This window comes from Priestia sp. RMT2NF4 (genome assembly GCF_047872835.1).
GTDB classification, from domain to species: domain Bacteria; phylum Bacillota; class Bacilli; order Bacillales; family Bacillaceae_H; genus Priestia; species Priestia zanthoxyli.
In genome coordinates this window covers 1,539,084-1,559,153 of sequence record NZ_JBLQZO010000001.1, presented here as the reverse complement: position 1 = coordinate 1,559,153, position 20,070 = coordinate 1,539,084, and the positions used below count along the sequence as shown (strand labels likewise).

Annotated in this window: 29 protein-coding genes; 16 read left to right on the top strand and 13 right to left on the bottom strand. The window is 37.3% G+C overall.

The window, feature by feature from the left end:
* The first annotated feature begins 50 nt into the window (after positions 1–50).
* Positions 51–548, top strand: coding sequence for an ankyrin repeat domain-containing protein (locus tag ACMX9J_RS08375; RefSeq protein WP_033580176.1), 498 nt, complete (start codon positions 51–53; stop codon positions 546–548).
* Positions 549–661: 113 nt separating this feature from the next.
* On the opposite strand, the gene ACMX9J_RS08370 is transcribed toward ACMX9J_RS08375, so the two are convergent.
* A complete protein-coding gene (locus ACMX9J_RS08370; protein WP_047750332.1) occupies positions 662–1,384 on the bottom strand; it encodes a hypothetical protein in 723 nt (240 codons plus the stop codon).
* A 231-nt stretch (positions 1,385–1,615) separates the two neighbouring features.
* On the bottom strand, positions 1,616–1,828 hold the full coding sequence (locus ACMX9J_RS08365) for a cold-shock protein (protein WP_047750334.1): 213 nt from the start codon (positions 1,826–1,828) through the stop codon (positions 1,616–1,618).
* A gap of 231 nt (positions 1,829–2,059) precedes the next feature.
* Between ACMX9J_RS08365 and ACMX9J_RS08360 the strand changes: the two genes are divergently transcribed.
* The 4 genes from ACMX9J_RS08360 (at position 2,060) to ACMX9J_RS08345 (ending at position 5,428) form a co-directional block, all read left to right on the top strand.
* Positions 2,060–2,932: an STAS domain-containing protein gene (locus ACMX9J_RS08360; RefSeq protein WP_028414685.1), complete on the top strand. Its 873-nt coding sequence runs from the start codon at positions 2,060–2,062 to the stop codon at positions 2,930–2,932.
* Between the two features lie 144 nt (positions 2,933–3,076).
* Positions 3,077–3,211: a hypothetical protein gene (locus ACMX9J_RS08355; protein ID WP_274862684.1), complete on the top strand. Its 135-nt coding sequence runs from the start codon at positions 3,077–3,079 to the stop codon at positions 3,209–3,211.
* Between the two features lie 339 nt (positions 3,212–3,550).
* A complete protein-coding gene (locus tag ACMX9J_RS08350; protein ID WP_047750336.1) occupies positions 3,551–4,708 on the top strand; it encodes a ParM/StbA family protein in 1,158 nt (385 codons plus the stop codon).
* A 15-nt stretch (positions 4,709–4,723) separates the two neighbouring features.
* Complete coding sequence (locus ACMX9J_RS08345; RefSeq protein WP_047750337.1) at positions 4,724–5,428, top strand: hypothetical protein; 705 nt, start codon at positions 4,724–4,726, stop codon at positions 5,426–5,428.
* A gap of 172 nt (positions 5,429–5,600) precedes the next feature.
* On the opposite strand, the gene ACMX9J_RS08340 is transcribed toward ACMX9J_RS08345, so the two are convergent.
* Together ACMX9J_RS08340 and ACMX9J_RS08335 are read right to left on the bottom strand one after the other, a co-directional pair.
* Complete coding sequence (locus ACMX9J_RS08340; RefSeq protein WP_416225630.1) at positions 5,601–5,912, bottom strand: hypothetical protein; 312 nt, start codon at positions 5,910–5,912, stop codon at positions 5,601–5,603.
* A gap of 152 nt (positions 5,913–6,064) precedes the next feature.
* The gene (locus ACMX9J_RS08335; RefSeq protein ID WP_033580183.1) at positions 6,065–6,592 is read right to left on the bottom strand and encodes a cupin domain-containing protein; all 528 of its coding nucleotides are present in this window, start codon (positions 6,590–6,592) and stop codon (positions 6,065–6,067) included.
* A gap of 275 nt (positions 6,593–6,867) precedes the next feature.
* Here ACMX9J_RS08335 and ACMX9J_RS08330 point away from each other — a divergent pair, with 275 nt between their 5' ends.
* The 3 genes from ACMX9J_RS08330 (at position 6,868) to ACMX9J_RS08320 (ending at position 8,103) form a co-directional block, all read left to right on the top strand.
* Positions 6,868–7,056, top strand: coding sequence for a hypothetical protein (locus tag ACMX9J_RS08330; protein ID WP_028414680.1), 189 nt, complete (start codon positions 6,868–6,870; stop codon positions 7,054–7,056).
* A gap of 242 nt (positions 7,057–7,298) precedes the next feature.
* Complete coding sequence (locus ACMX9J_RS08325; RefSeq protein WP_223260221.1) at positions 7,299–7,475, top strand: aspartyl-phosphate phosphatase Spo0E family protein; 177 nt, start codon at positions 7,299–7,301, stop codon at positions 7,473–7,475.
* 238 nt (positions 7,476–7,713) lie between these two features.
* Complete coding sequence (locus ACMX9J_RS08320; RefSeq protein WP_034268334.1) at positions 7,714–8,103, top strand: MerR family transcriptional regulator; 390 nt, start codon at positions 7,714–7,716, stop codon at positions 8,101–8,103.
* Between the two features lie 77 nt (positions 8,104–8,180).
* Here ACMX9J_RS08320 and ACMX9J_RS08315 read toward each other — a convergent pair whose 3' ends face one another.
* Positions 8,181–9,242 (bottom strand): NAD(P)-dependent alcohol dehydrogenase, encoded by a 1,062-nt coding sequence (locus ACMX9J_RS08315; protein ID WP_013058175.1) that lies wholly within the window; start codon positions 9,240–9,242, stop codon positions 8,181–8,183.
* 197 nt (positions 9,243–9,439) lie between these two features.
* Positions 9,440–9,700, bottom strand: coding sequence for an HPr family phosphocarrier protein (locus ACMX9J_RS08310; RefSeq protein WP_049165740.1), 261 nt, complete (start codon positions 9,698–9,700; stop codon positions 9,440–9,442).
* 222 nt (positions 9,701–9,922) lie between these two features.
* On the opposite strand from ACMX9J_RS08310, the gene ACMX9J_RS08305 reads away from it, so the two are divergent.
* On the top strand, positions 9,923–10,654 hold the full coding sequence (locus tag ACMX9J_RS08305; protein ID WP_311264782.1) for a nucleotidyltransferase domain-containing protein: 732 nt from the start codon (positions 9,923–9,925) through the stop codon (positions 10,652–10,654).
* A 68-nt stretch (positions 10,655–10,722) separates the two neighbouring features.
* On the opposite strand, the gene ACMX9J_RS08300 is transcribed toward ACMX9J_RS08305, so the two are convergent.
* Positions 10,723–11,466, bottom strand: coding sequence for an SDR family NAD(P)-dependent oxidoreductase (locus ACMX9J_RS08300; RefSeq protein WP_416225629.1), 744 nt, complete (start codon positions 11,464–11,466; stop codon positions 10,723–10,725).
* A 117-nt stretch (positions 11,467–11,583) separates the two neighbouring features.
* Between ACMX9J_RS08300 and ACMX9J_RS08295 the strand changes: the two genes are divergently transcribed.
* Entirely contained in the window at positions 11,584–12,426 is an 843-nt protein-coding gene (locus ACMX9J_RS08295) for a LysR family transcriptional regulator (RefSeq protein WP_416225628.1), read from the top strand.
* Between the two features lie 83 nt (positions 12,427–12,509).
* Here the strand turns inward: ACMX9J_RS08295 and ACMX9J_RS08290 are convergent, their stop codons facing one another.
* Positions 12,510–12,839: a four-helix bundle copper-binding protein gene (locus ACMX9J_RS08290; RefSeq protein WP_416225627.1), complete on the bottom strand. Its 330-nt coding sequence runs from the start codon at positions 12,837–12,839 to the stop codon at positions 12,510–12,512.
* Between the two features lie 181 nt (positions 12,840–13,020).
* Here ACMX9J_RS08290 and ACMX9J_RS08285 point away from each other — a divergent pair, with 181 nt between their 5' ends.
* Positions 13,021–13,734: a DUF4396 domain-containing protein gene (locus tag ACMX9J_RS08285; RefSeq protein ID WP_257042175.1), complete on the top strand. Its 714-nt coding sequence runs from the start codon at positions 13,021–13,023 to the stop codon at positions 13,732–13,734.
* A gap of 121 nt (positions 13,735–13,855) precedes the next feature.
* On the opposite strand, the gene ACMX9J_RS08280 is transcribed toward ACMX9J_RS08285, so the two are convergent.
* Positions 13,856–14,398, bottom strand: a complete 543-nt coding sequence (locus ACMX9J_RS08280; protein ID WP_416225626.1) for a recombinase family protein — start codon at positions 14,396–14,398, stop codon at positions 13,856–13,858.
* Positions 14,399–14,629: 231 nt separating this feature from the next.
* On the opposite strand from ACMX9J_RS08280, the gene ACMX9J_RS08275 reads away from it, so the two are divergent.
* The gene (locus tag ACMX9J_RS08275) at positions 14,630–14,833 is read left to right on the top strand and encodes a helix-turn-helix domain-containing protein (protein WP_251439631.1); all 204 of its coding nucleotides are present in this window, start codon (positions 14,630–14,632) and stop codon (positions 14,831–14,833) included.
* 231 nt (positions 14,834–15,064) lie between these two features.
* Positions 15,065–16,531, top strand: coding sequence for a SulP family inorganic anion transporter (locus ACMX9J_RS08270; protein WP_047750348.1), 1,467 nt, complete (start codon positions 15,065–15,067; stop codon positions 16,529–16,531).
* A gap of 59 nt (positions 16,532–16,590) precedes the next feature.
* On the opposite strand, the gene ACMX9J_RS08265 is transcribed toward ACMX9J_RS08270, so the two are convergent.
* Positions 16,591–16,749, bottom strand: coding sequence for a hypothetical protein (locus ACMX9J_RS08265; protein WP_155404189.1), 159 nt, complete (start codon positions 16,747–16,749; stop codon positions 16,591–16,593).
* Positions 16,750–16,918: 169 nt separating this feature from the next.
* On the opposite strand from ACMX9J_RS08265, the gene ACMX9J_RS08260 reads away from it, so the two are divergent.
* Entirely contained in the window at positions 16,919–17,338 is a 420-nt protein-coding gene (locus ACMX9J_RS08260; RefSeq protein ID WP_047750349.1) for a GNAT family N-acetyltransferase, read from the top strand.
* A gap of 270 nt (positions 17,339–17,608) precedes the next feature.
* On the opposite strand, the gene ACMX9J_RS08255 is transcribed toward ACMX9J_RS08260, so the two are convergent.
* The 3 genes from ACMX9J_RS08255 to ACMX9J_RS08245 are packed head-to-tail and all read right to left on the bottom strand — an operon-like array spanning position 17,609 to position 18,828.
* Complete coding sequence (locus tag ACMX9J_RS08255) at positions 17,609–17,827, bottom strand: helix-turn-helix domain-containing protein (protein ID WP_013084157.1); 219 nt, start codon at positions 17,825–17,827, stop codon at positions 17,609–17,611.
* 10 nt (positions 17,828–17,837) lie between these two features.
* Positions 17,838–18,317 carry a DUF2975 domain-containing protein gene (locus tag ACMX9J_RS08250; protein WP_047750350.1) on the bottom strand — a complete coding sequence of 160 codons (480 nt, stop codon included), beginning with the start codon at positions 18,315–18,317 and terminating at the stop codon, positions 17,838–17,840.
* Positions 18,318–18,345: 28 nt separating this feature from the next.
* A complete protein-coding gene (locus ACMX9J_RS08245) occupies positions 18,346–18,828 on the bottom strand; it encodes a DUF2975 domain-containing protein (RefSeq protein ID WP_251439635.1) in 483 nt (160 codons plus the stop codon).
* Positions 18,829–19,394: 566 nt separating this feature from the next.
* Between ACMX9J_RS08245 and ACMX9J_RS08240 the strand changes: the two genes are divergently transcribed.
* Both ACMX9J_RS08240 and ACMX9J_RS08235 read left to right on the top strand, forming a co-directional pair.
* Positions 19,395–19,706 (top strand): hypothetical protein, encoded by a 312-nt coding sequence (locus tag ACMX9J_RS08240; protein WP_047750352.1) that lies wholly within the window; start codon positions 19,395–19,397, stop codon positions 19,704–19,706.
* 53 nt (positions 19,707–19,759) lie between these two features.
* Positions 19,760–20,023 (top strand): YesK family protein, encoded by a 264-nt coding sequence (locus tag ACMX9J_RS08235; protein WP_047750353.1) that lies wholly within the window; start codon positions 19,760–19,762, stop codon positions 20,021–20,023.
* The last annotated feature ends 47 nt before the right edge of the window (positions 20,024–20,070 follow it).

Below are 20,070 nucleotides of genomic sequence, written 5' to 3'. Positions count from 1 at the left end.
TGATAAAATGGAAGGATAAGTAATTCATCTTTTATATGGGGGAATGGCATATGGATAGAATGGAAGAACTTACACAGGCCGCAATGAGTGGAAATAATGAAGAAATAAAAGTTTTGATTGGTGAAAACCCTGCACTTATTAATGAATTTAATTCAGACGGATGGACACCGCTTCACTTAGCCTCGTATTTTGGGAAAGAAGAAACTGCAAAACTATTGCTATCATTAGGAGCGAACATGAAAGCTCGGGCGAAAAATAGCAATGAAAATATGCCGCTTCACGCAGCTGTTGCCAATAAACAGACAAAAGTGGTAGAGATTTTATTACAGGGCGGTGCAGACAGCAACGCCAAGCAAAGCGGCGGATGGACAAGCCTTCACGAAGCTGCCCTGCTCGGCGCAGAAGACATCGTCAAACTTTTAGTTGAAAACGGAGCTCAGATTCAGGTGAAAAAAGATGATGATCAAACGCCGCTTGATGTAGCGATAGAGAATGGACAAGAAAATGTAATAAATCTATTAAAAAATTATGTAAATACCAACGCTTAAAAAACTTTCTGCCGTTAGATCACTGAATTTAGTACAAATCCCCTTTTTTGAGATATGAAGCTATCTGCAAAAGGGGATTTATACTTTTCTCTAAAAGCTAATGTTCCATTTGTTTAGTTGTTTGTTGGAGAAGGAAATCTTGCCGCTTCAAAATGTGAGCCATCTTCGGATGTGACGATTGTACCGGCTATGCTGCTTTGAACAAAAACTTCAACGCGGTCTCCAGCTTCTAAATTGTAAATAGTAGACACGGATACCGCATTAACAAACGGTGTGTTCCCGCCAAAGAAATCGTTATCGATTGCGATAGCGGTTGTCCCATTTACACGTATTTCAATGCGAGTTCTATAATCTAGCATCTGGTCGTTAGGAGAGAATCCAATTGTAGCAATGATAGAATATACGCCATCTTTTTTGGGGCGGAAGGTAGAAGTAATCGGGTTATATTCATTTGCTAAATCAAATTGTTCAGTTGGGAAAACTGCTTTTACAAACGTATTTGCAGGAACATTTTGAGGCATCGTTAAATTGAGCGCTCTAAATGCTGACTCCCGCGTGCTTCCTTTTTTGTCTTTATCTTCTTTACATTTAGAAGCACAATCATGTGATTCCTCATAGAAATCTTCTGCGCGTCCATAAGTCCAAACTTGTGATTCTTCAGAGCTATCTTCTTCGAGACCATAAGCCCAGCCGCGTGCTTCCTCAGGAGCATCTTCTTGATGCTGCTCTTTCTTATCGTTAAGGGAAGCTTTCTTCTTGTGAGGATAAGATTTTTCTACATAATATTTATCATCTTTATCATTGTAATGGAAATAATACTTTTTTATAATAATCACCCTTTCTTTGCAGTACTCTATACTATATTCACTCATAGAGGAAATGTTTGGATACTTGTCCGACAACTTTAGAACTGTTTTTTTAATAGCTACTAGTAACTAATTTTGAATGTAGAATTAGTTGCATTATATAAAAAACACCTCGTTCGAACGAAAGTCGAAGAGGTGTTTTTATTCGAAGAGTATTCGATTCGAGAGTCTACTCATAACCTGTATGTAAACATCACTCTATCAGTCAACTGGGTGTACTTTTATAGCGCTGGGTCCTTTAGCTCCTTCTTGGATTTCAAACTCTACTTTTTGTCCTTCTGACAGATTTTTATATTCCTCACGGTCGATCGCATTAGAGTGAACGAACACTTCTTTTGATCCGTCCTCGGGTGTGATAAATCCAGATCTTTTTGATTCGTTGAACGATTTAACGGTTCCTTTATGTTTGCTCATTGATAAATCCCCCTTATAAGTATAGAAATAATTTCTTAATAGGTTTTTACCCAAACGCTGAAATCTCAATCATTTTTATGGTAGTTATACCGATTAGAAGAGTAGGGAAGAGCAAATAGGGAGGGCTTAACAATTTTTTCATTTCGGTTATATTTTTATATTGTCTGTGACATAACTATTGTTATAAAATGTAATCGTTAATTCTGCTAACTAAAGGAGATAAAGAAAAAAATGAGGGATGAGTTGTTATATATAGGGAAGAAAATTATCGATAATAAACAGGAATTAGCGATACAATTTTCTGATCTGATGGACTCTGAATATAAGCGGAAGCTTGTTTACCATGAAGAAAGCGAAGTTTTAAAATGGAGAGCAGAACTCATTGAGTATTTAGGCGAGTCGTTATTCGAAGAGCACTCGGTCGTTTTAAAGAAAATCATTCAGTGGGGTACAGATATAGGAAAAGTGGCTGTGGAAAACGGACTTTCGTTGAGTCAAACGTTAAAATCACTCGCGCTGTTTCGAACAGTGATATGGGGTGTTTTTACAGAAGAGCTGCAGCAGAAGCAGTTTGCTCCTATTACGATGCTTGATGTAAGTAAAAAAATTGATCCGATGCTTGATCAGCTTAATCATATATTTGTCGAAATTTACGAAGAACATAATACCGAAACCATAAAACGCGCTTATGCAGCGCTAGAAGAATTATCAGTTCCCATCGTTCCTCTTTCTGAAGGAATCGCTGTGATGCCAATCGTTGGACAAATTGATACGCATCGTTCGCAGCTTATTATGGAAACGGCTTTAGAAAAAAGTGCTCAGCTGCAGCTGAGTTATTTAATATTTGATATTTCAGGTGTTCTGATCGTCGATACGATGGTAGCGGACAATATTTTTCAAATCGTAAAAGCTTTACAGCTTATCGGCACTAAAACGATGATTACCGGAATACGTCCGGAAATCGCGCAAACCGTTGTTGATTTAGGCGTCGATTTTGGAACAATCAAAACAAGAGCTACGTTAGAAAAAGGTCTTGAAGAAATAGGCTTCAGTAAACTGCCAGAAAATCCGCAAAGAAAACCAAACAAATGGCCTTTTCAATAAATAAAAAAAGTAAGAGGCTTAGACAAAGTATGTTAGTTGAAGTCAAACCCGAACCATTAATTTGATTGATGGTTCGGGTTTTTTTGTTGTTATGGTTGTTGTTATGGTGAACGTAGGTTTCATGTATGTAACTGCTTCTAGCTGGTGATTGGAGGGCAAGACGAAGACTCCTGTGGGAAAAGCGGAACAGGTGAGACCCCGCAGGAGCATAAGCGACGAGGAGGCTCACCGGCCGCCCGCGGAAAGCGAAGTCCTGCACGGAAATCATCAGCGGTGTAAAAAGCAGTCCAACTCATTTATCTCATTTGTTCGTCTTTCGATTGGGTTGATTCAGTTATGTTTCCACCTCTTTGTTTTCTCGTGTCTCTAAAAAATAATAGAAAGGCTTATATTGCGACAAATTTAAGGGGGAAGTCACAGCGTCACATGTTACATTCTTTGTAAAAAGGGGTACTGGTAAAAAGAAGCATTTCAAGCGCTTTTCAATTACATTAGCCGTCTAAAATTAATTAATTGTCAATTTCGAATAACATAAATTATTTAAATACTTAGACAAACAAATGAGGAAAATATATACTTATTAGTGTTGTCACGAAAAGATAAAGGGGAGAAACAAGGATGGATATCAAACGTCAAAACGTTGATTTTGGTAACTCAATTTTTCAAACGCTAGTGGATGGTTATTACTATGAAATTCCTACAAACGTAGTAGAAATCACAAAAGATCAGGCAGAGGGTCATTTTCCTTCAAGTGTAAATGAACCGGAATTACTTCTTCAAAATTTACTGATTTCTACCACAATTGAAGGAGTAGAAAAGTATTATTTAGTAGGAGACGCCGCAGAGAAACACGTGCTAGGCAATATCCATATTAATAAGTTACATAATAAAACTGAATCTGATATTCCTTATGTGATGTTTTTAGCTTCAGTTGCTTATTACAACATACTTAAAGGAAAAGACAAAGAGGATAATCATGTGACGATTAATTTTTTCTCGACTATGCTTCCGATTTGGCTGCTTAAGAAAACAAATAAATTCAGTGAAATGCAGCAGAAGATGGCCGAACGTTTTCAAGGAGAGCATAAGGTAACGGTATTGACTCCTGGATTAGAAAAAACGGTCACTGTGAACATTGAAACGAGCAAATGCCGTATTGAAAGCGAAGTGGCTCGCTGGGCGATCAAAAAAGATTTTGAATTACAAGATAGAGAAGAAGCAAATGCATTCAAACATTTTGAAACACTAATTGTAGATTTGGGCGGAGGTACGGTTGACCTGGCACTGCTTCCTGCAGGACTTCAAGCTCCTAAAAGCAGAAATTCGTTGAAGTGTCTTACGGATATTTCATATTTGAAGCATATTGAAAAGCTAAGAAATGAAAAGCTGCTTGAGTATTTTGATGATGTTCGTTCATTAGAAGAATTTATTATTGCCAATATCCATAAAGCAAAAATGGAGCAAAGAGACGGCAACAGCGGGAAAAAAGTCGATCTCACGGAGCCTATTCACGCTTCGCTTAGAGAATACACGCAAATTTTATTAACAAAAGTTGAAAATCTATTTCCATCGCCAAAAGATAAAGTCTATAAATATATTTATATTGGAGGACTGGCTCCTATCCTTCAACAGTTTATTGCAGAGCAGATTGATAACATGTACGGGGAAGAAATCAGAGAAGAAAACCATCTTTTCTTGCCGGAGACACGAAAGTTAAATTTATACGGTCTTGAAATTTTAAGCAGACATGAAACAAACGCAGCGGTTCACGCTTAAAAAGGGGGAGCATACATGAGTCATCAACACACTCGCCTTAAGGAAGCACTAGACGATTGGTACGGTCAGCTAAGCTCCCAGGTGGCTGCACCATTTTACTTATTATCAAATGCGTTTCTAACAGCTGGGAATCTATCAGCAGATATGATGGGAGCAAGGGGAAAGACCGTAAGTAATAGAGATGAACATGCAAGTTTTACAATTGAAACTGCTGACATTCCGTCAGAAGTGTCTTCATTTCTAAAAGAAAAACAGCAGGCAAACGAGCTGCAGAACTATATAGTGAGACTCATACAGCAAGACTTGCAAAAAATGAATAAAAAAGATGAAGTCGAGTCGCTCGTTCATTCACTTCGAAAAGAGCTGTTGGGCGAAATTGACTTGCTAAAACAAGAAATGAATTCACGTTTTGCTGCAAATCGTGAGGAGTATGAGTCCAAGCAGTCAAATGAACTTCAGGATTATGTAGCGAAGCTTGTGGAACAAAACGGGCAGAAAGACAGCCGCGAAGAAGATTTTCAATCGTTAGTTCATTCATTGAGAACCGAGCTGTTAGGAGAAATTCACTTGCTTAAAAAAGAGCTTGGCTCTGCATCAGCGCCTTCTTATAAGCAGCTGAAACCCGTTACAGATGAGGAAGAAACGTTTAAAGAAGGTCAGTTAATTAAAAGTGAAAAAGTGACCGGAACCATTCAAGAAGATATCGATGTAGATTTCTAAACAGAAAGTAGAGGCGTGCTATGCCTCTACTTTTATTATTTTTCTATTAAAAATGGAGCTGGGGCAAAAGTATTTTTGCTAAAGGAAGATCCGAACGAGTTTGATTCTTGATTGTGAATCCAACTTGTACGGAAATTAACAGCGGTCCGATGTAAAAGCTTTAGCGTATACATCATAAATCTTTTTGGTTTCTTTTTAGCTTTTTTTGAAAATATAAGCAAATATCAAATGTAATGATGGTACAAATACTGCATTTTATCATAAACCAAAATAGAGCTTCGTTTATGCCAAATCCGCCAATCGAAGCTTTTAGTTCATTTAGCTGCCTGAGAATTAAATTTATGTCGTTTTCATAAGCCACAGTAAAAGATTTAATCACAAGCATGGTCATAATGACTGCTTCTACCGATATATATAGAACTTTTCTTGCTAGTTTAAGGGAAGGATTTACGTTTGATTTAGGAATTTTATAAAATAATTTCATCGCCCGTTTGCCTTTCAGTTATTTTAAGCTGTTTAAAAAGGTTCATTTATTCTATAATTCTTTCTTTGGCTATAAAATCCTTTATGTATAGCAAGTTAAAAAAAGCTCGCTAGAAAAGGTCGTACACCGATTTTCTAGCGAGCTTATGTTAGTTAATGTTCTTCAGCTAAGGCATTTGCTTTTGTCACATGAACTGTGCCAAATGGATGGTTTGGAGGAGCGTAGATGGAGTAAAGCTTTAGCGGAGTGGTACCGATATTGGTGACATCATGCCATGTTCCGGCAGGGATAAATATCGCATCATCATCGTAGACTTTTCGTTTAAAGGTTAGATTGTTTTTACTTTTGCCCATTTGAACAACGCCTTGCCCTTGTTCAATACGCAGGAATTGATCAACGTTAGGGTGGATTTCTAAGCCGATATCTTCACCGGGCTTTAGACTCATTAGCGTCACTTGTAAATGTGTTCCCGTCCATAAAGCAGTGCGGTACGTATTGTTTTGCTTTGACGCTTCATTAATGTTAATCACAAATGGCCTTGGTCCGTAGTCCTTTAATTTACCGTTTCTTTGTTGAAACTGTTCGCTGGTGTGATAGTGATTCGGCACATAATAACTATATGGCTGCCAGCCGTAGTACACTGGGGTCTGCCACTGATGATAATAAGGTGCATAGTGCATACTCATTCTCCTTTTCTCGTTTCATTTTTCTTTTCATCCTATGCTTTTGTCAAAACGGTTGATACCATTTGCCTTTTTGTCCGCGGTCTTTATCCACTTATTTTTTGCCCAAATCATGTAATTAATGATTTCTCTGAGCTCTTTGATTGTTTTTCGGTGGTGAAAAAATACTTTCATCACTTTAATACGATAATTCAGTAAAAAATATATCGTATGAAAACGTTTTATTTGATATAATTTTAGAAGATGAAAATTATTTTAAAGGGTGACGTTCATTGAAAGAAAAAAAACTTCAAGAATTAACTGAACATCTTAATAATTTATTCAACAATTTAATTCATGGATCTATCACAGAAGGTGAATTTAATGAGCTGTCCGAAGAGCTTTACAGAAAGCAAACGAGGCTGCGCTATGAGATAGAGTGTGAGAAAGGTTCGTATTACCGAGAATATTTTAAAGGCTAAGGCTTTGTATTAGACTGCTTTATAAGAAATAAGAAAAGACCTCCATTTAGGGGGCCTTTTCTTCACTTCTAGTAGTAAGTGGAGTGATACTTTCTATTTCAATAAGTATATTAGTATATTTACTTCATAAAAAATACAGCTGTTGAAGGTCTGAAACTCGCTATTCACCCCCAAAAACCTGTATGATAGGTTTAAGATTGCCGCATATGAGATATATGTATAGTAAAAAGGGGTGATGAGCTGTGAAGTGGTATAAAGGAGTTGTCATGCAAGTCTTAATGACAGAAATCGAAACAGCAAGAGAGCACATGGTTATGTTGGGACTTACAGAAGGTCTTACAAGTCGTAATACAGTTCGAATCAGTCAAACCCTTGATTATTTATTAAATGAACTAAGTAAAGTGATGGCCGCAGATTAATCGTATTTTATATAAAAATGAAAAGAGCTGCTGACTTCACGGCAGCTCTTTATAAGTTGCCTTAACGCTTTTATGATACTATTTATACAGTTATCTCATAGCAAAGAAAATAGCGGATTTGATTATATATATCGTATAGTAGAAACCTAGAAGATGAGTTGAAAGCGCCCGTGAAAAGGGAAGCTTAGATACATAAAGCAAACGCCGTACTAAGAATGGCGATGGAGGGTATAGTGGAATGGAATATCATATTAAAGAGGCCGCTGCAAAGGTAGAGCTGCCTACGCATACGCTTCGATACTACGAGCAGCAAGGGCTTTTGCCTTTTATAAAAAGAGACGAAAACGGAAATCGTATTTTTAGCGAGTCTGATATCGAGTGGCTGGAATTTATTATTTGCTTACGAAAAACAGATATTTCCCTTTTAGAATTACGTAAAATTGTTGAATTAACACAAGAAGGTGATGATACAATCGGTTTGCGCAAGCAGATATTTGAAAAGCATAGAGAGAAAATGATGGAAAAACAAAGAGAGCTGGACGCAGCTTTTAGAAAAGTGGAAACAAAAATCGACTACTATGATAAATTAGAGCAAAAGTATCAGGAAGAGCTTTCATCTAAAGCCTAATTTACCGTTTGTTTTTTATTTTATAAAGAAATAAAAAGCGGGCAGCTAATCCAATTAGCTGCCCGCTTTTTTAAAATTTATAGTGTAGAAATGTCAATAACAAATCGATAGCGAACGTCGCTGCGAAGAACGCGCTCGTACGCTTCGTCTACTTGATTTGCATCAATGACTTCAATCATAGGAGCAACGCCGTGTTCAGCCGCAAAATCAAGCATTTCTTGTGTTTCACGAATGCCGCCTACAAGTGAACCCGCAATGCTACGACGTCCCATGATAAGGGAGAATACGCTATATTGATCTGGGTTAGCCGGTGCACCAACGTTAACAAGCGTTCCATCTACGCGAAGTAATGATAAGTATTGATCTACGTTTAAGTTAGCCGATACCGTGTTTAAGATAAGGTCAAAGCGACCTGCTAATTCAGTGAACGTCGTCTCATCACTTGTTGCAAAATAATGATCCGCACCAAAGCTTAGCGCTTCTTCTTTTTTATTGTTAGAACGGCTCAATACCGTCACTTCAGCACCCATTGCATGTGCAAATTGAATCGCTACATGTCCAAGGCCGCCCATTCCCACGATCGCCACTTTTTTGCCAGGACCAGCATTCCAGTGCTTTAATGGAGAAAATGTTGTAATCCCTGCGCATAGAAGCGGACTTGCTGCATCCATACTTAAGTTATCAGGAATACGAACAACGAATCCTTCTTTTACGACGATTTTTTGGCTGTAGCCGCCGTATGTACGGTTTCCGTCGTAATCCAATGAATTGTACGTTTGAACAACGCCTTTTGTACAGTATTGCTCGTCACCGTTCACACAGTACTCGCACTCTCCGCAAGAGTCAACGAAACATCCAACGCCTACGCGATCGCCAACCTTGTATTTTGTTACGTTTTCGCCAACCGCTTCAACCACTCCTGCGATTTCGTGACCAGGAACCATCGGGAACATCCCGCCGCCCCACTCATCAAATGCACTATGAATATCAGAGTGACAGATACCGCTAAACTTAATATCAATTAAAACGTCGTCTGCTCGCAGTTCTCTGCGTTCAATTGTCGTATTTTCAAATTTTGCCTTTGCGTGCGGTGCACTTAAAACACGTGATGTTGTTGTATGTTGATGATTATTACACATAAGTAAAAACACAATCCTTTCGTATTAAACATAACCAGTTGCTACTAAACGTGCATTCACTGACTACGCTTGATGTATTTAAAAACTACAATACTAGCTTAAACGTTAAAGTCGACTTTAAAGCAAGAGTTTTTTGAAAAAAATTTCGTTCTATGACTTTATGAAAAAAGGAAAGGAAGGAATAGCATGGCAGCTTTCTATCTATGTTTAGTTAAAAGAAATTCTTCAAGGGTGCGAGCGGCAGCTTGTTCATCAACTCCATTTGTCAGCAGTGTTATTTCATCTCCTTTCTTAACAGCCAAAGCCATTACCTTCATGATGCTTTTTCCACTTACACATTTTCCATCTTTACCAAGAAAAATATCACTTTGAAACGAACACGCTTCGCGTACAAACAAAGCTGTATGTCTAGCTAGAAGTCCACCGGAAAGTTGCACCGTTATTCTTTTAATTAGCATAGTGTTTCCCCTTTTTTGTATTTTAAAAACTATAAAACTAGCTTAAACGTTAAAGTATACTTTAAGGCAAGAGGGAACTTGGATAAAAGAGTCATTTAAATGACGGTAACTAAAAGTAAATACGGTAGACATGTTCAGAAAGGTTAAATAAGAACTGATTGTTAAAGGAATTTCCACGTTCTAACAAGAAAAACAATATATATCATTTTCTGGAGGAATACGATGAAAGAGCTAAAAAGGTTAGAACCGCTGCAAGCAGCTACACAATTTATTTCTAAGTATTATCCTAATTGTCAGGGGGCATTACTTGCCGGAAGCGTAGTCAGAGGCGAAGCTACACATACGTCCGACCTTGATCTTGTTATTTTTGACGATAGCTTTACCTCTTCTTTTAGGGAGTCACTCATTGAATTTGGATGGGCCATTGAAGTTTTTGCTCATAATCGGACTTCATACCAAGTCTTTTTTAAAAGCGACTGTAAGAGGGCTAGACCTTCACTGCCAAGAATGATTTCCGAGGGAATTATTTTAGTGGATAAAGGAGTAATCCAGTCTATAAAAAAAGAAGCGAAACAATTACTAGAAAAAGGCCCGGAAAAATGGTCAGAAGAGACGATTAGATTAAAAAGATATTTTATAAGCGATGCGTTGGATGATTTAATCGGTTCTTCAAATACAGGTGAAGCCCTTTTTATTGCCAACACGCTCGCTTATATAACGCATGAATTTGTGTTAAGAACAAACGGTCATTGGATCGGGGATTCTAAATGGATTGTCCGGTCTTTGAATCACTATAATGAACGCTTTAGTAAAGAGTTTGTGGAGGCATTCGAAATCTTTTATAAAACAGGGAGTAAAGATAAAGTGATTCAACTGGTTGATAAAGTGTTAGAACCATACGGAGGCAGGCTGTTTGAAGGATTTTCACTGGGGAAAGAGAGGTTGAATCAGTAGCCTTGTTAGAACCCCACTATTAGTTTTTGCTAGTAGTGGGGTTTATTTTTAGGGATATTCACGTATGCTTAAAGAGTTTGTCCGTTATCAATCGTAAACACTTGGCCCGTCACGGACTCTTGTTTTAACTGAAAAAGAATAGCATCTGCGATATCTTCAGGAGAAGAAATGCGCTGAAGAGGCAGATTTCCTGCAAGCTGATACATTTTATCTTCGTTGCCAGACCACCACCTTGTGTCGACTGCACCAGGAGAGATGCAGTTTACTCGAATATGGGGGGCTAAGGCAATCGCTAACGATTTTGTCATCGTATGAATCGCTGCTTTTGTTGCTGCATAGGGAATGGAAGAGCCAATTCCAGTTTTGCCGGCAACACTTCCTACATTAACAATCGCCCCTGACTTTTGTTTTTTTATATGTGGAACGGCTGCTTTTACACAGTGAAACATGCCTTTTACGTTTACATCATATAAAGAGTCCCATACGTCATCCGTTGCAGACTCTAAGTCATGCATCGGGATTTGAGCAGTAATACTAGCGTTATTCACTAATCCATCTAACCGTCCGAATTGTGCAATCGTTTGATGAATCATTTCATTCACTTCATTCTCGTTGGCTACATTCGCTTTAAAAGCAAAAGCCATACTTCCTTTTTCTAAAATTTCTTCCACAGCTTTTTTAGCTTCCTTTTCTGAGTTGCTGTAGTTTATCACAAGTTTTGCGCCTTTATCGGCTAGCTTTAAAGCCGTTGCTTTACCTACACCAGTGCCTCCGCCTGTGATAATAAATACTTTGTTTTTAAAATCGTTCATTTTTCTTAACCTTCCTTTCTCTTAACATCTTTTATTATATCTTCGATGAAAAAAAGGATATAATAGGTAATACTAAGAGAGGTATCATTTAAAATGATATCAGCGGAGGAATTGAAATTGGAAAGCCAAGACTTACGAATTTTTAAATGTGTGGCAGAAACAAAATCACTATCAAAAGCCGCCGAGGTATTAGGATATGTTCAACCGCATATCAGCCAGCGCATAAAAAAATTAGAGGAAGAGTTAGATACTAAATTACTGACACGCACAAATAGAGGAGTCACGTTAACGGATGAAGGGGAAGCTTTGTTTAACTATGCCCAGCGTATTTTACTGTTAATGGAGGAAGCTAAAGCAGAAGTTAATCCGAATAAGTTTAGAACATCTTTAATCATTGGTGCGTCGCAGACGGTTTCTGCTATTAAAATTCCTTCTTTATTCTCACCTTTTCTGAAAGAATATCGAAATATTGAAGTTAAACTAAAAACAGATAGAAAACAAGTCTTGCAAGAAATGCTTTCGTACGGGGAAATTGATGGACTTTTTCTTAGCGGTACCTATAACGGGGCTCAGTTTGAAAGAGTTTATCACTACGCAGAAAAGGTGGTACTCATCTCACCTACGTCTGAAGATATAGAAGAAAAAACCCCACCAATGCTGCTCATCAATAGTGATGTAAGCTGCATCTATAGAAACAGACTATTAGCGTTTTCAAAAGAACATCATATACATAAAGCCAACATGATGGAATTTGATTCATTAGAAGCGATTTTACAAGGTGTCCGCGATGGACTTGGGATGAGTGTAGTCCCGGCTAGCGTAGTAAATTATCGTGGTGATATGAAAAGAATTGAATACCAAGAGCTTGCAGAAGACGTTCAAATTGATTTTATAGTAAAGAAAGGGAAGCAGCGCTCGCAAAGTCTTAAAAAGTTTATTCGTTTTTTAGAAAGCCTATAGATTCTCTCTTCCCGTATCACTAAAAAGAACCCTTAATGCCTGAAATGCGCTTCAAGGGTTCTAGCTTTCTTGTGTTCCAAAGATTATGCAGCTAATTTTCTACATTCATCCGCGCATTTCAAGCAGGCCTCTGCACATCTTTGACAGTGATCATGATCGTGTTTCTTACACTCATTTCCGCATTTTTTGCAAATTTCGGCGCAAACTCCAGCCAGTTCAGCAACGAAAGGCGTTCCTCTTTCTAAAGCTTGTTCCAAATATCCGCACATATCTGCACACTCTCTGTCAAAGCGAATACAGTCCACCATCATACCCACATTTTCTTCTTTTAGACAAGCATCAAAGCAATGGTTACAAGCACTCATACAGTCATGCAGCGTTTGAATAACAGTTTGATAATTTTCGTTAGACATTGTAAAATTCCTCCTTATTTTTTCTTCTCCCTATTACATTAGACTATCGTTTAGTTTATTAAACCTAATAAAAATAAGAGTGCTGTAAAACTTATTAAGTAATGAGCAGGTTCTTTTTTACGTTTAAATATAGGGGGAGAGGGTATGTAAGTGATAGATAAATCTTAAAGGAGTGTAGCACATGAGCTGGCTAGAAATACTTTCTTATATAGCTATTACAATCGGAATTATTCAATTTTTAGTTATTACAATCGACGTGATCAGGCATCCGCAGATGATGTTTGTGATGAATATTGTGTGGCCTATCACCGGGCTATATTTTCCTGTCGTCGGGATATGGTTTTACTTTAAATTAGGTCGTAAAGATAGAAAAAAATCCGATCACGCTCATGATTCCTCTGAACATATGCATCATAGCCATGAAGATCATCATGAACACCATCATAGTAAGAAGCCTTTTTGGCAAAGTGTTTTTGTATCTACGACCCACTGCAGCAGCGGGTGCTCGGTCGGAGATTTAATTGGCGCACCAATCGTATTTTTAACGGGATGGACGATTGCCGGAAGCGTACTTTTTGCGGATTACGTAGTGGAATTTCTTCTTGCTTATATAGCGGGAATTGCTTTTCAATACTACGGCATGAGTATGAAAGATAACGGCTCAAAAGAGGAGCTGAAAAACGCGGTAAAAGCAGATACATGGTCGCTTATTGCCTTTGAAATTGGCATGTTCGGCTGGATGGCTTTATCACATTATGTTTTTTTTACACAGGCACCCAAACCAGACAGCGCGGTCTTTTGGTTTATGATGCAAATCGCCATGATCATTGGCTTTTGTACAAGCTATCCTGCTAACTGGGTACTTGTTAAAAAAGGGGTAAAACATGCGATGTAGACACGTTTATGAACGCTGTTATGTTATCAGTACGGACTAATAAAACGTACACTGAAGAACTTAAAAAAAGACGCCTTTTTACTAGAAAAAAGGCGTCTTTTTCGCATATGTTTTTACTATTTCAGTTATCTAAGTAACGGTATAAAGTCGTCTTACTTATACCTGTAGCTTCCGTTATTTGAGCAATCGTATAGTTTTTGCTCCAGTACATATCAAGCGCTCGGTGTACGTTATAGTCAGGTTTTTTCGGCCGGCCGCCGCTTTTTCCTTTTGATTTTGCTTCTTGAAGACCGGCTTTTGTGCGCTCGCTGATGACGTCGTGTTGAAATTCACCAATACGTTTAATGGTACTGAAAAAGGCTTTTCCTTGTGGCGTGGACGTATCAACGTCATCTAAAATCGATACAAAATGAATCCCATTGTCAAAAAGATACTCAATTAATTCAATGAGGTGCCGAGTAGAGTCTGCAATGCAGTAAAACTTATACACAACGACTGTATCGCCCGGCTGAAGCGAGGCTACCATCTCATCAAATTCTACTCTTTTCTTTATGGAGTTTGTTTTTTCTTGATGAATTTTATCGCAATTAAAAGGCTGCAATGCCTGTGACTGTTTGTCCAAATGTTCATCTTCGCTATATGGACGGGTATAACCAATAATCACTACACCATCTCCTGCATGGATTGTTTATTTATATTTACCTATTGTACCAAATTCCTTCCACTCATAACATTTCTTTTCAGTATAGAAAAAAGTGTGGTTCCAAAAAAGATCGTTTTTGGAACAAAAAATGATAGACATTTTGTTTTAGGTCTGCTAGAGTTTTAGTTGTTCACAACGTCTCGGCTTCTATGAGAGTTGGAAGCCACCTATAAAAGAAAAGCGAGGTGTAATATGGACAAAGAGACCATTAAACTGATTCGGAAAAGCTACAATTTAAATCAGCGGAACTTTGCTGAAAGAGTAAACTGCAGCTTTTCACTCATTGCATTAGTGGAAGTTGGGAAGAGAAGAATTACAGAGGACTTAGAAAATAAAGTGAAAGAAGCGTTTGGGTTAAATGAGGAAAAAATAAAGAAATTGACTTCATCATTTTAATAAGAGCGTAGATAAAAAGTGCAGGGAAATGTTTTATGTACGTGAATGTAATACTTGAGGGGTATGGGAGCTGTTAGCCTGTTTTCACTCATTTTTTATACATTAAAAGTACCATAAACGTACCATTTAGGTTCTTTTTTGTTTTCTATTTTACTACTCTTATTATCCAAAATCTAGAAATGTGTACAGTAAACGTTTATGACTATAGAGAGAAAGGTGTTTTTGGTTATCATGTTCAATAAATTAAAAATGGAGTGGCTTGGCAACGTGAAAGGAGATATTCTTTCAGGTATTGTCGTAGCGCTTGCGCTCATCCCTGAAGCCATTGCTTTTTCCATTATTGCCGGAGTAGATCCGATGGTGGGCTTACACGCATCTTTTTGTATCGCAGTTGTGATGGCCTTTGTAGGAGGGCGTCCTGCGATGATTTCAGCAGCTACCGGCGCGATGGCCCTGCTGATGGTGACACTCGTAAAAGAGCATGGAATGGAGTATTTATGGGCAACGACTATTTTAACAGGTGTGATTCAACTTCTGTTTGGCATCTTTAGAATTGCTCGTTTTATGAAATTCATTCCGAGGTCCGTGATGGTTGGGTTTGTGAACGCATTAGCGATTTTGATTTTTATGGCACAAGTTCCGCATTTTGTAGGAATCTCAACGATGACGTATGTGTTTGTTGCGTTAACTCTTGTCATTATTTACGTGTTACCGCGCTTTACAAAAGCGGTTCCTTCTCCATTAGTAGCCATTGTCGTTATGACAATGGCAGCTATTTTAGGAGGATTCAATTTGCGTACAGTAGGAGATTTGGGAGAGATTACAAAGTCACTGCCGGTGTTTTCTATTCCTAACGTTCCTTGGAATATGGAAACACTGTCCATCATTTTTCCGACAGCGCTAGGATTATCTATTGTCGGATTAACGGAATCGCTGCTAACGGCATCGATTGTGGATGATATGACAGATACGTCTAGTAATAAAAACCAAGAAAGCAGAGGGCAAGGAATTGCGAACATGGTCGTTGGTTTCTTTGGCGGCATGGCTGGCTGTGCGATGATCGGTCAAACCGTTATTAATGTAAAATCAGGAGGACGCGGTCGTTTATCAACGTTTGTAGCAGGTCTATTTTTAATGTTTCTTATCTTGGTACTAGGGGACTGGGTTGTTAAAATTCCAATGGCTGCACTAGCCGGGGTCATGATTATGGTATCGATCGGAACATTTGACTGGTCTTCACTTCGTACGCTAACGAAAGTTCCTTTAACAGATACCGTTGTGATGCTTGTTACGGTGATTACGGTTGTAGCAACACATGATTTATCCAAAGGAGTTATTGCGGGTGTTATTTTAAGCGCAGTGTTCTTTGCGGCTAAAATTTCAAAGCTAGACGTGTCAGCAAAAGAATCCGAACATCGAACAGTTTACAAAGTAAGAGGTCAGCTGTTCTTTGCCTCTGTAGAAGACTTCGTTAACTCGTTTTCGTTTACAGAAAAACAAGATTTAATTTTAATTGATTTTTCAGAAGCGCATATTTGGGACGACTCAGCCGTAGCGGCCATTGATAAAGTCGTATTAAAGTTAAAAGAACAAACGTCTACGGAGGTCAAGCTGACAGGTTTAAATGATGTAAGTGAAGAATTACTTCAAAGATTAGCGACTTACAATAAGCCGAGCGCAAGAGCATCAGCTCATTGATAGAGTGATAATTCCTAGGTTCAAATCATATATGATTTGAACCTTTTCTTTAATTCGCTTTACCAGTCTATATAGTTTTGGAAGACTAAAAAACCAAGCAGTATAAAGAAGGCAAAAACAAATAAGGCTTCGACAGAATGTTGTCTTTCCGCTTTTTTTACGTTCATTTTTTCTCTATATTTTGATTGAATGTTTTTTCTTTTCGAATTCATTTTCATATATAGACTCCTTAAACGATGTTATATAAATGATTTTACCATATTATTGAATATATGGTTTTTTAATCTGAGAAATCAAGATTATTGGAACAATGAATGAAGGATGTACCAAGGGTTTTTATTTTCAAAGACCGAAATAGTTTATAAAAAAACAAAAGGAGTAGATTCTATGAAGGTCTCTTTTTTAAATTCTATAGAAAATGTTGAGTGGTCGAGAATGAAAGACATTTATCACTCCGTAGGATGGAAGAACCATGATGAAGAAAAGATTAAAAAAGTATTTCAATCAAGCAACGTAGTAGCTATTGCTTATGATGAAGATAACATAGCAGGGTTTGGCAGAGCTCTTTCAGACGGGGTGTTTAATGCTGCGATCTATGATGTTGTGGTTGATGAGCATTATCAGAACAAAGGAATCGGACAGCAAATTATAGAAAACCTGCTGGCTCAGTTTAAGGATATTTCCTGCGTTCATCTTGTTTCCACAGCGGGTAATGAAGAGTTTTATAAAAAAGCAGGGTTTCGTAAAATGAAAACCGGTATGGCTCGCTACTTAAACCCTTCTTTAGCGGAAGAATATTTGCAATGATCTATGTCTAAGATTGTCAACCGGGTGACATTTTAGAGTATGTACTAAATGAATAGTAAAGAGGACGTAGAAAAATCTACCGTGTTCACTTGTGAGGTGCAAATATTACAAATCCCATCACACTTTTTGTCACCAATATTAATATAATTCTCAATCGAGTTCTCTAATTAAATAAATCAATAAAAGCAGAGAAGGGACAGCAATTAAGCTGCCCCTTCATTTTAATTTCACTACCTAACCCTCATGATTGAAGGGGGTTGTTGTCTTTTATTATGAATTGTCTTCGTCACTTTTGTACTCCAAAATATCGCCTGGCTGACAATCCAAAGTCTTACATATTGCTTCTAATGTTGAAAAACGAACCGCTTTTGCTTTTCCATTTTTTAGGATGGAAAGATTCGCCATAGTAATTCCAACCCTCTCTGAAAGCTCCGTTACGCTCATTTTTCGTTTTGCTAACATCACATCAATATTAATAATAATTGCCATATCCTTCACCTCAGACCGTTAAATCATTTTCTGATTTTATGTTAATCGCTTCTTGCAACAGCCTTTGGAGAACAGCAGCAAAAACTGCGATAACCAACGAAGCAAAAGGAATAACCATTCCAACAAAAATGAGACCTGGGGCATCGTCTTTATCTGCCACGAGATAATAGATGGGCAAACCTAAGACATGCAAACTACAGATAGAAATGGCGCAGTATTTGATGCTCATTAAAATTCGAACAGACAATTCTGAGAAAGCAATGTTCTTATCAATATAACTCAACAGTTTAACAGCTCGATAAAGGGCGAAGTAAAAAGGTAATGTTCCTCCATATAAAAGGATGAAAATGATATATTTTATGGAATGAATACCTAAGAACTCCGCTACCGCATCTGCCAGTTCAGGAACTAGAAATATGCACAAAGTTAGAACTAGAATTCCAATGAGAATAACTGCTATCTTCAAAAATAATGTGGTTGCTATCTTCATAAAAACACCTCTTCTATATTTCTAAATGTTAATTGTTTTTTGGCTGTGAATCCATGACATTCTTTATAGGTTTTTGAAACACGTCCACAATGGCTGCGATGATACTTGTTGCCAAGATGCCCATTAGACCTAGAGATATTGGACCTGCTGCATCGTCACCTGTGAATTGAGCATGCGCCCTTAAATAAACTATTGCTAACAGAATAAACAAAATGACAGTAAAAGTGCATTTTTTTATCACCTTCAAAGACTGAAGAGATAACTCAGAGAAAGCATTATTCTTTTCGATATAGGTTAAAAGCTTAAAAGTGTGATACGACGCCAAAGAAAACGTAATACATATTCCATATGTACATACCAAAAGTGGATATAACGAATAATCACCAGGACGCTCTATAGCATCTCTTCTGGCTGCCTCAGGCAACAAAAATATACATGCGGCAAGCACTGCAATTCCAATCAGAAAAATGATTACCTTTAAGAAAGTGGTAGAGCCTCGTTTAACATTCATAAAAAACACCTCACTTATTTAATAATAATACGAATTTAACACATGATTTATCGTTTTACAATAAAATATTATCGTTTTTTATTATATTATTGTTGTTATTGAAATATCCTTTTAATTTTTTAAAAAATAAAAAGCATTTCTCAATACGAAAAAATGCTCTTACTTTAGAAGGTTACATTTACAACTTTTTCAACAAAACTTCTTAGTAGTTTAATAAAGTGAATCAACAACGAAAGATATCAGAACCTACTTGAAATAAATAATACCCTTAAAACTCACTAAATAATTCACTTAAATTCGAATAATTATTTCCATATTGGAGAATTTTCATGCGAATTCCTGCTTGAATTTAAGAGGAAATAGCAAATATAGAAGTAATACCAAGCAAATAAAAAACGTGAATTTACGCTAAAAGTGCATTATGAAAATAAATTTTGCCCCTTAGAAAAGAACCAGTAAATAAAAATCTATGTCTTCTTTTTCTGTGTGGTATTAAGACTTTGTAATCTGTATATTTCAATTCAGTATTATATGGTATTATTTTCTTTAGTTAGGAGGTATTTGAAATGAGTATATCAAAAGAAAGTAAGCCGATTTTATTAACGATTATGTTACTGGCGGCTGCGTTTGTTGTATTTTTTGCAAATCGGCTGCTTCCCCAAAATTCAATTTTTCCAAGTGAAACCGGTGATTTGACCATTCTGCTGTGGCTGTTTTTTGCGATAGATATTGGCTTTATTGTGGCGTTAGTTTTAGGAGTTCGAACAAATAAGCCGAGCGTCGTGTGGTTTAGCATTATCACAAACAGCATCTTTTTTGTGTTGCTTTCTAGCTTGATTTTTTTATTAGCGATTGCAAATGGAATTTCTGAGCCGTAAGTTTATTATTTTTATTATAGGTGAATGATTAGGATTTAGAGAGGTTGATAGATATGATGATAGGCGGTCCTTTACTGATTGCCCTGCTGCCAGGTGTACTTATACTCATGTTAACTTGGCTGTTCAGAAAAATGAAATGGAACAAGGTCATTAGAATGCTTCCTTCCATGCTAACCGTTATGGCTGCCGCTGTGTTTGTTTATATTGGCTATGTAGAAGTAAGAGGGTTTGAAGGCGCTGGCTATTTGTTTTTATCCATATGTTTACTTGTGTTTGCCACTGTTGCATTTATCATTGCCAAAAAACCTGTAGGATAATTTTTATAAACTTTATAAATTCTTTATAATTCCCTCCTATACTACGT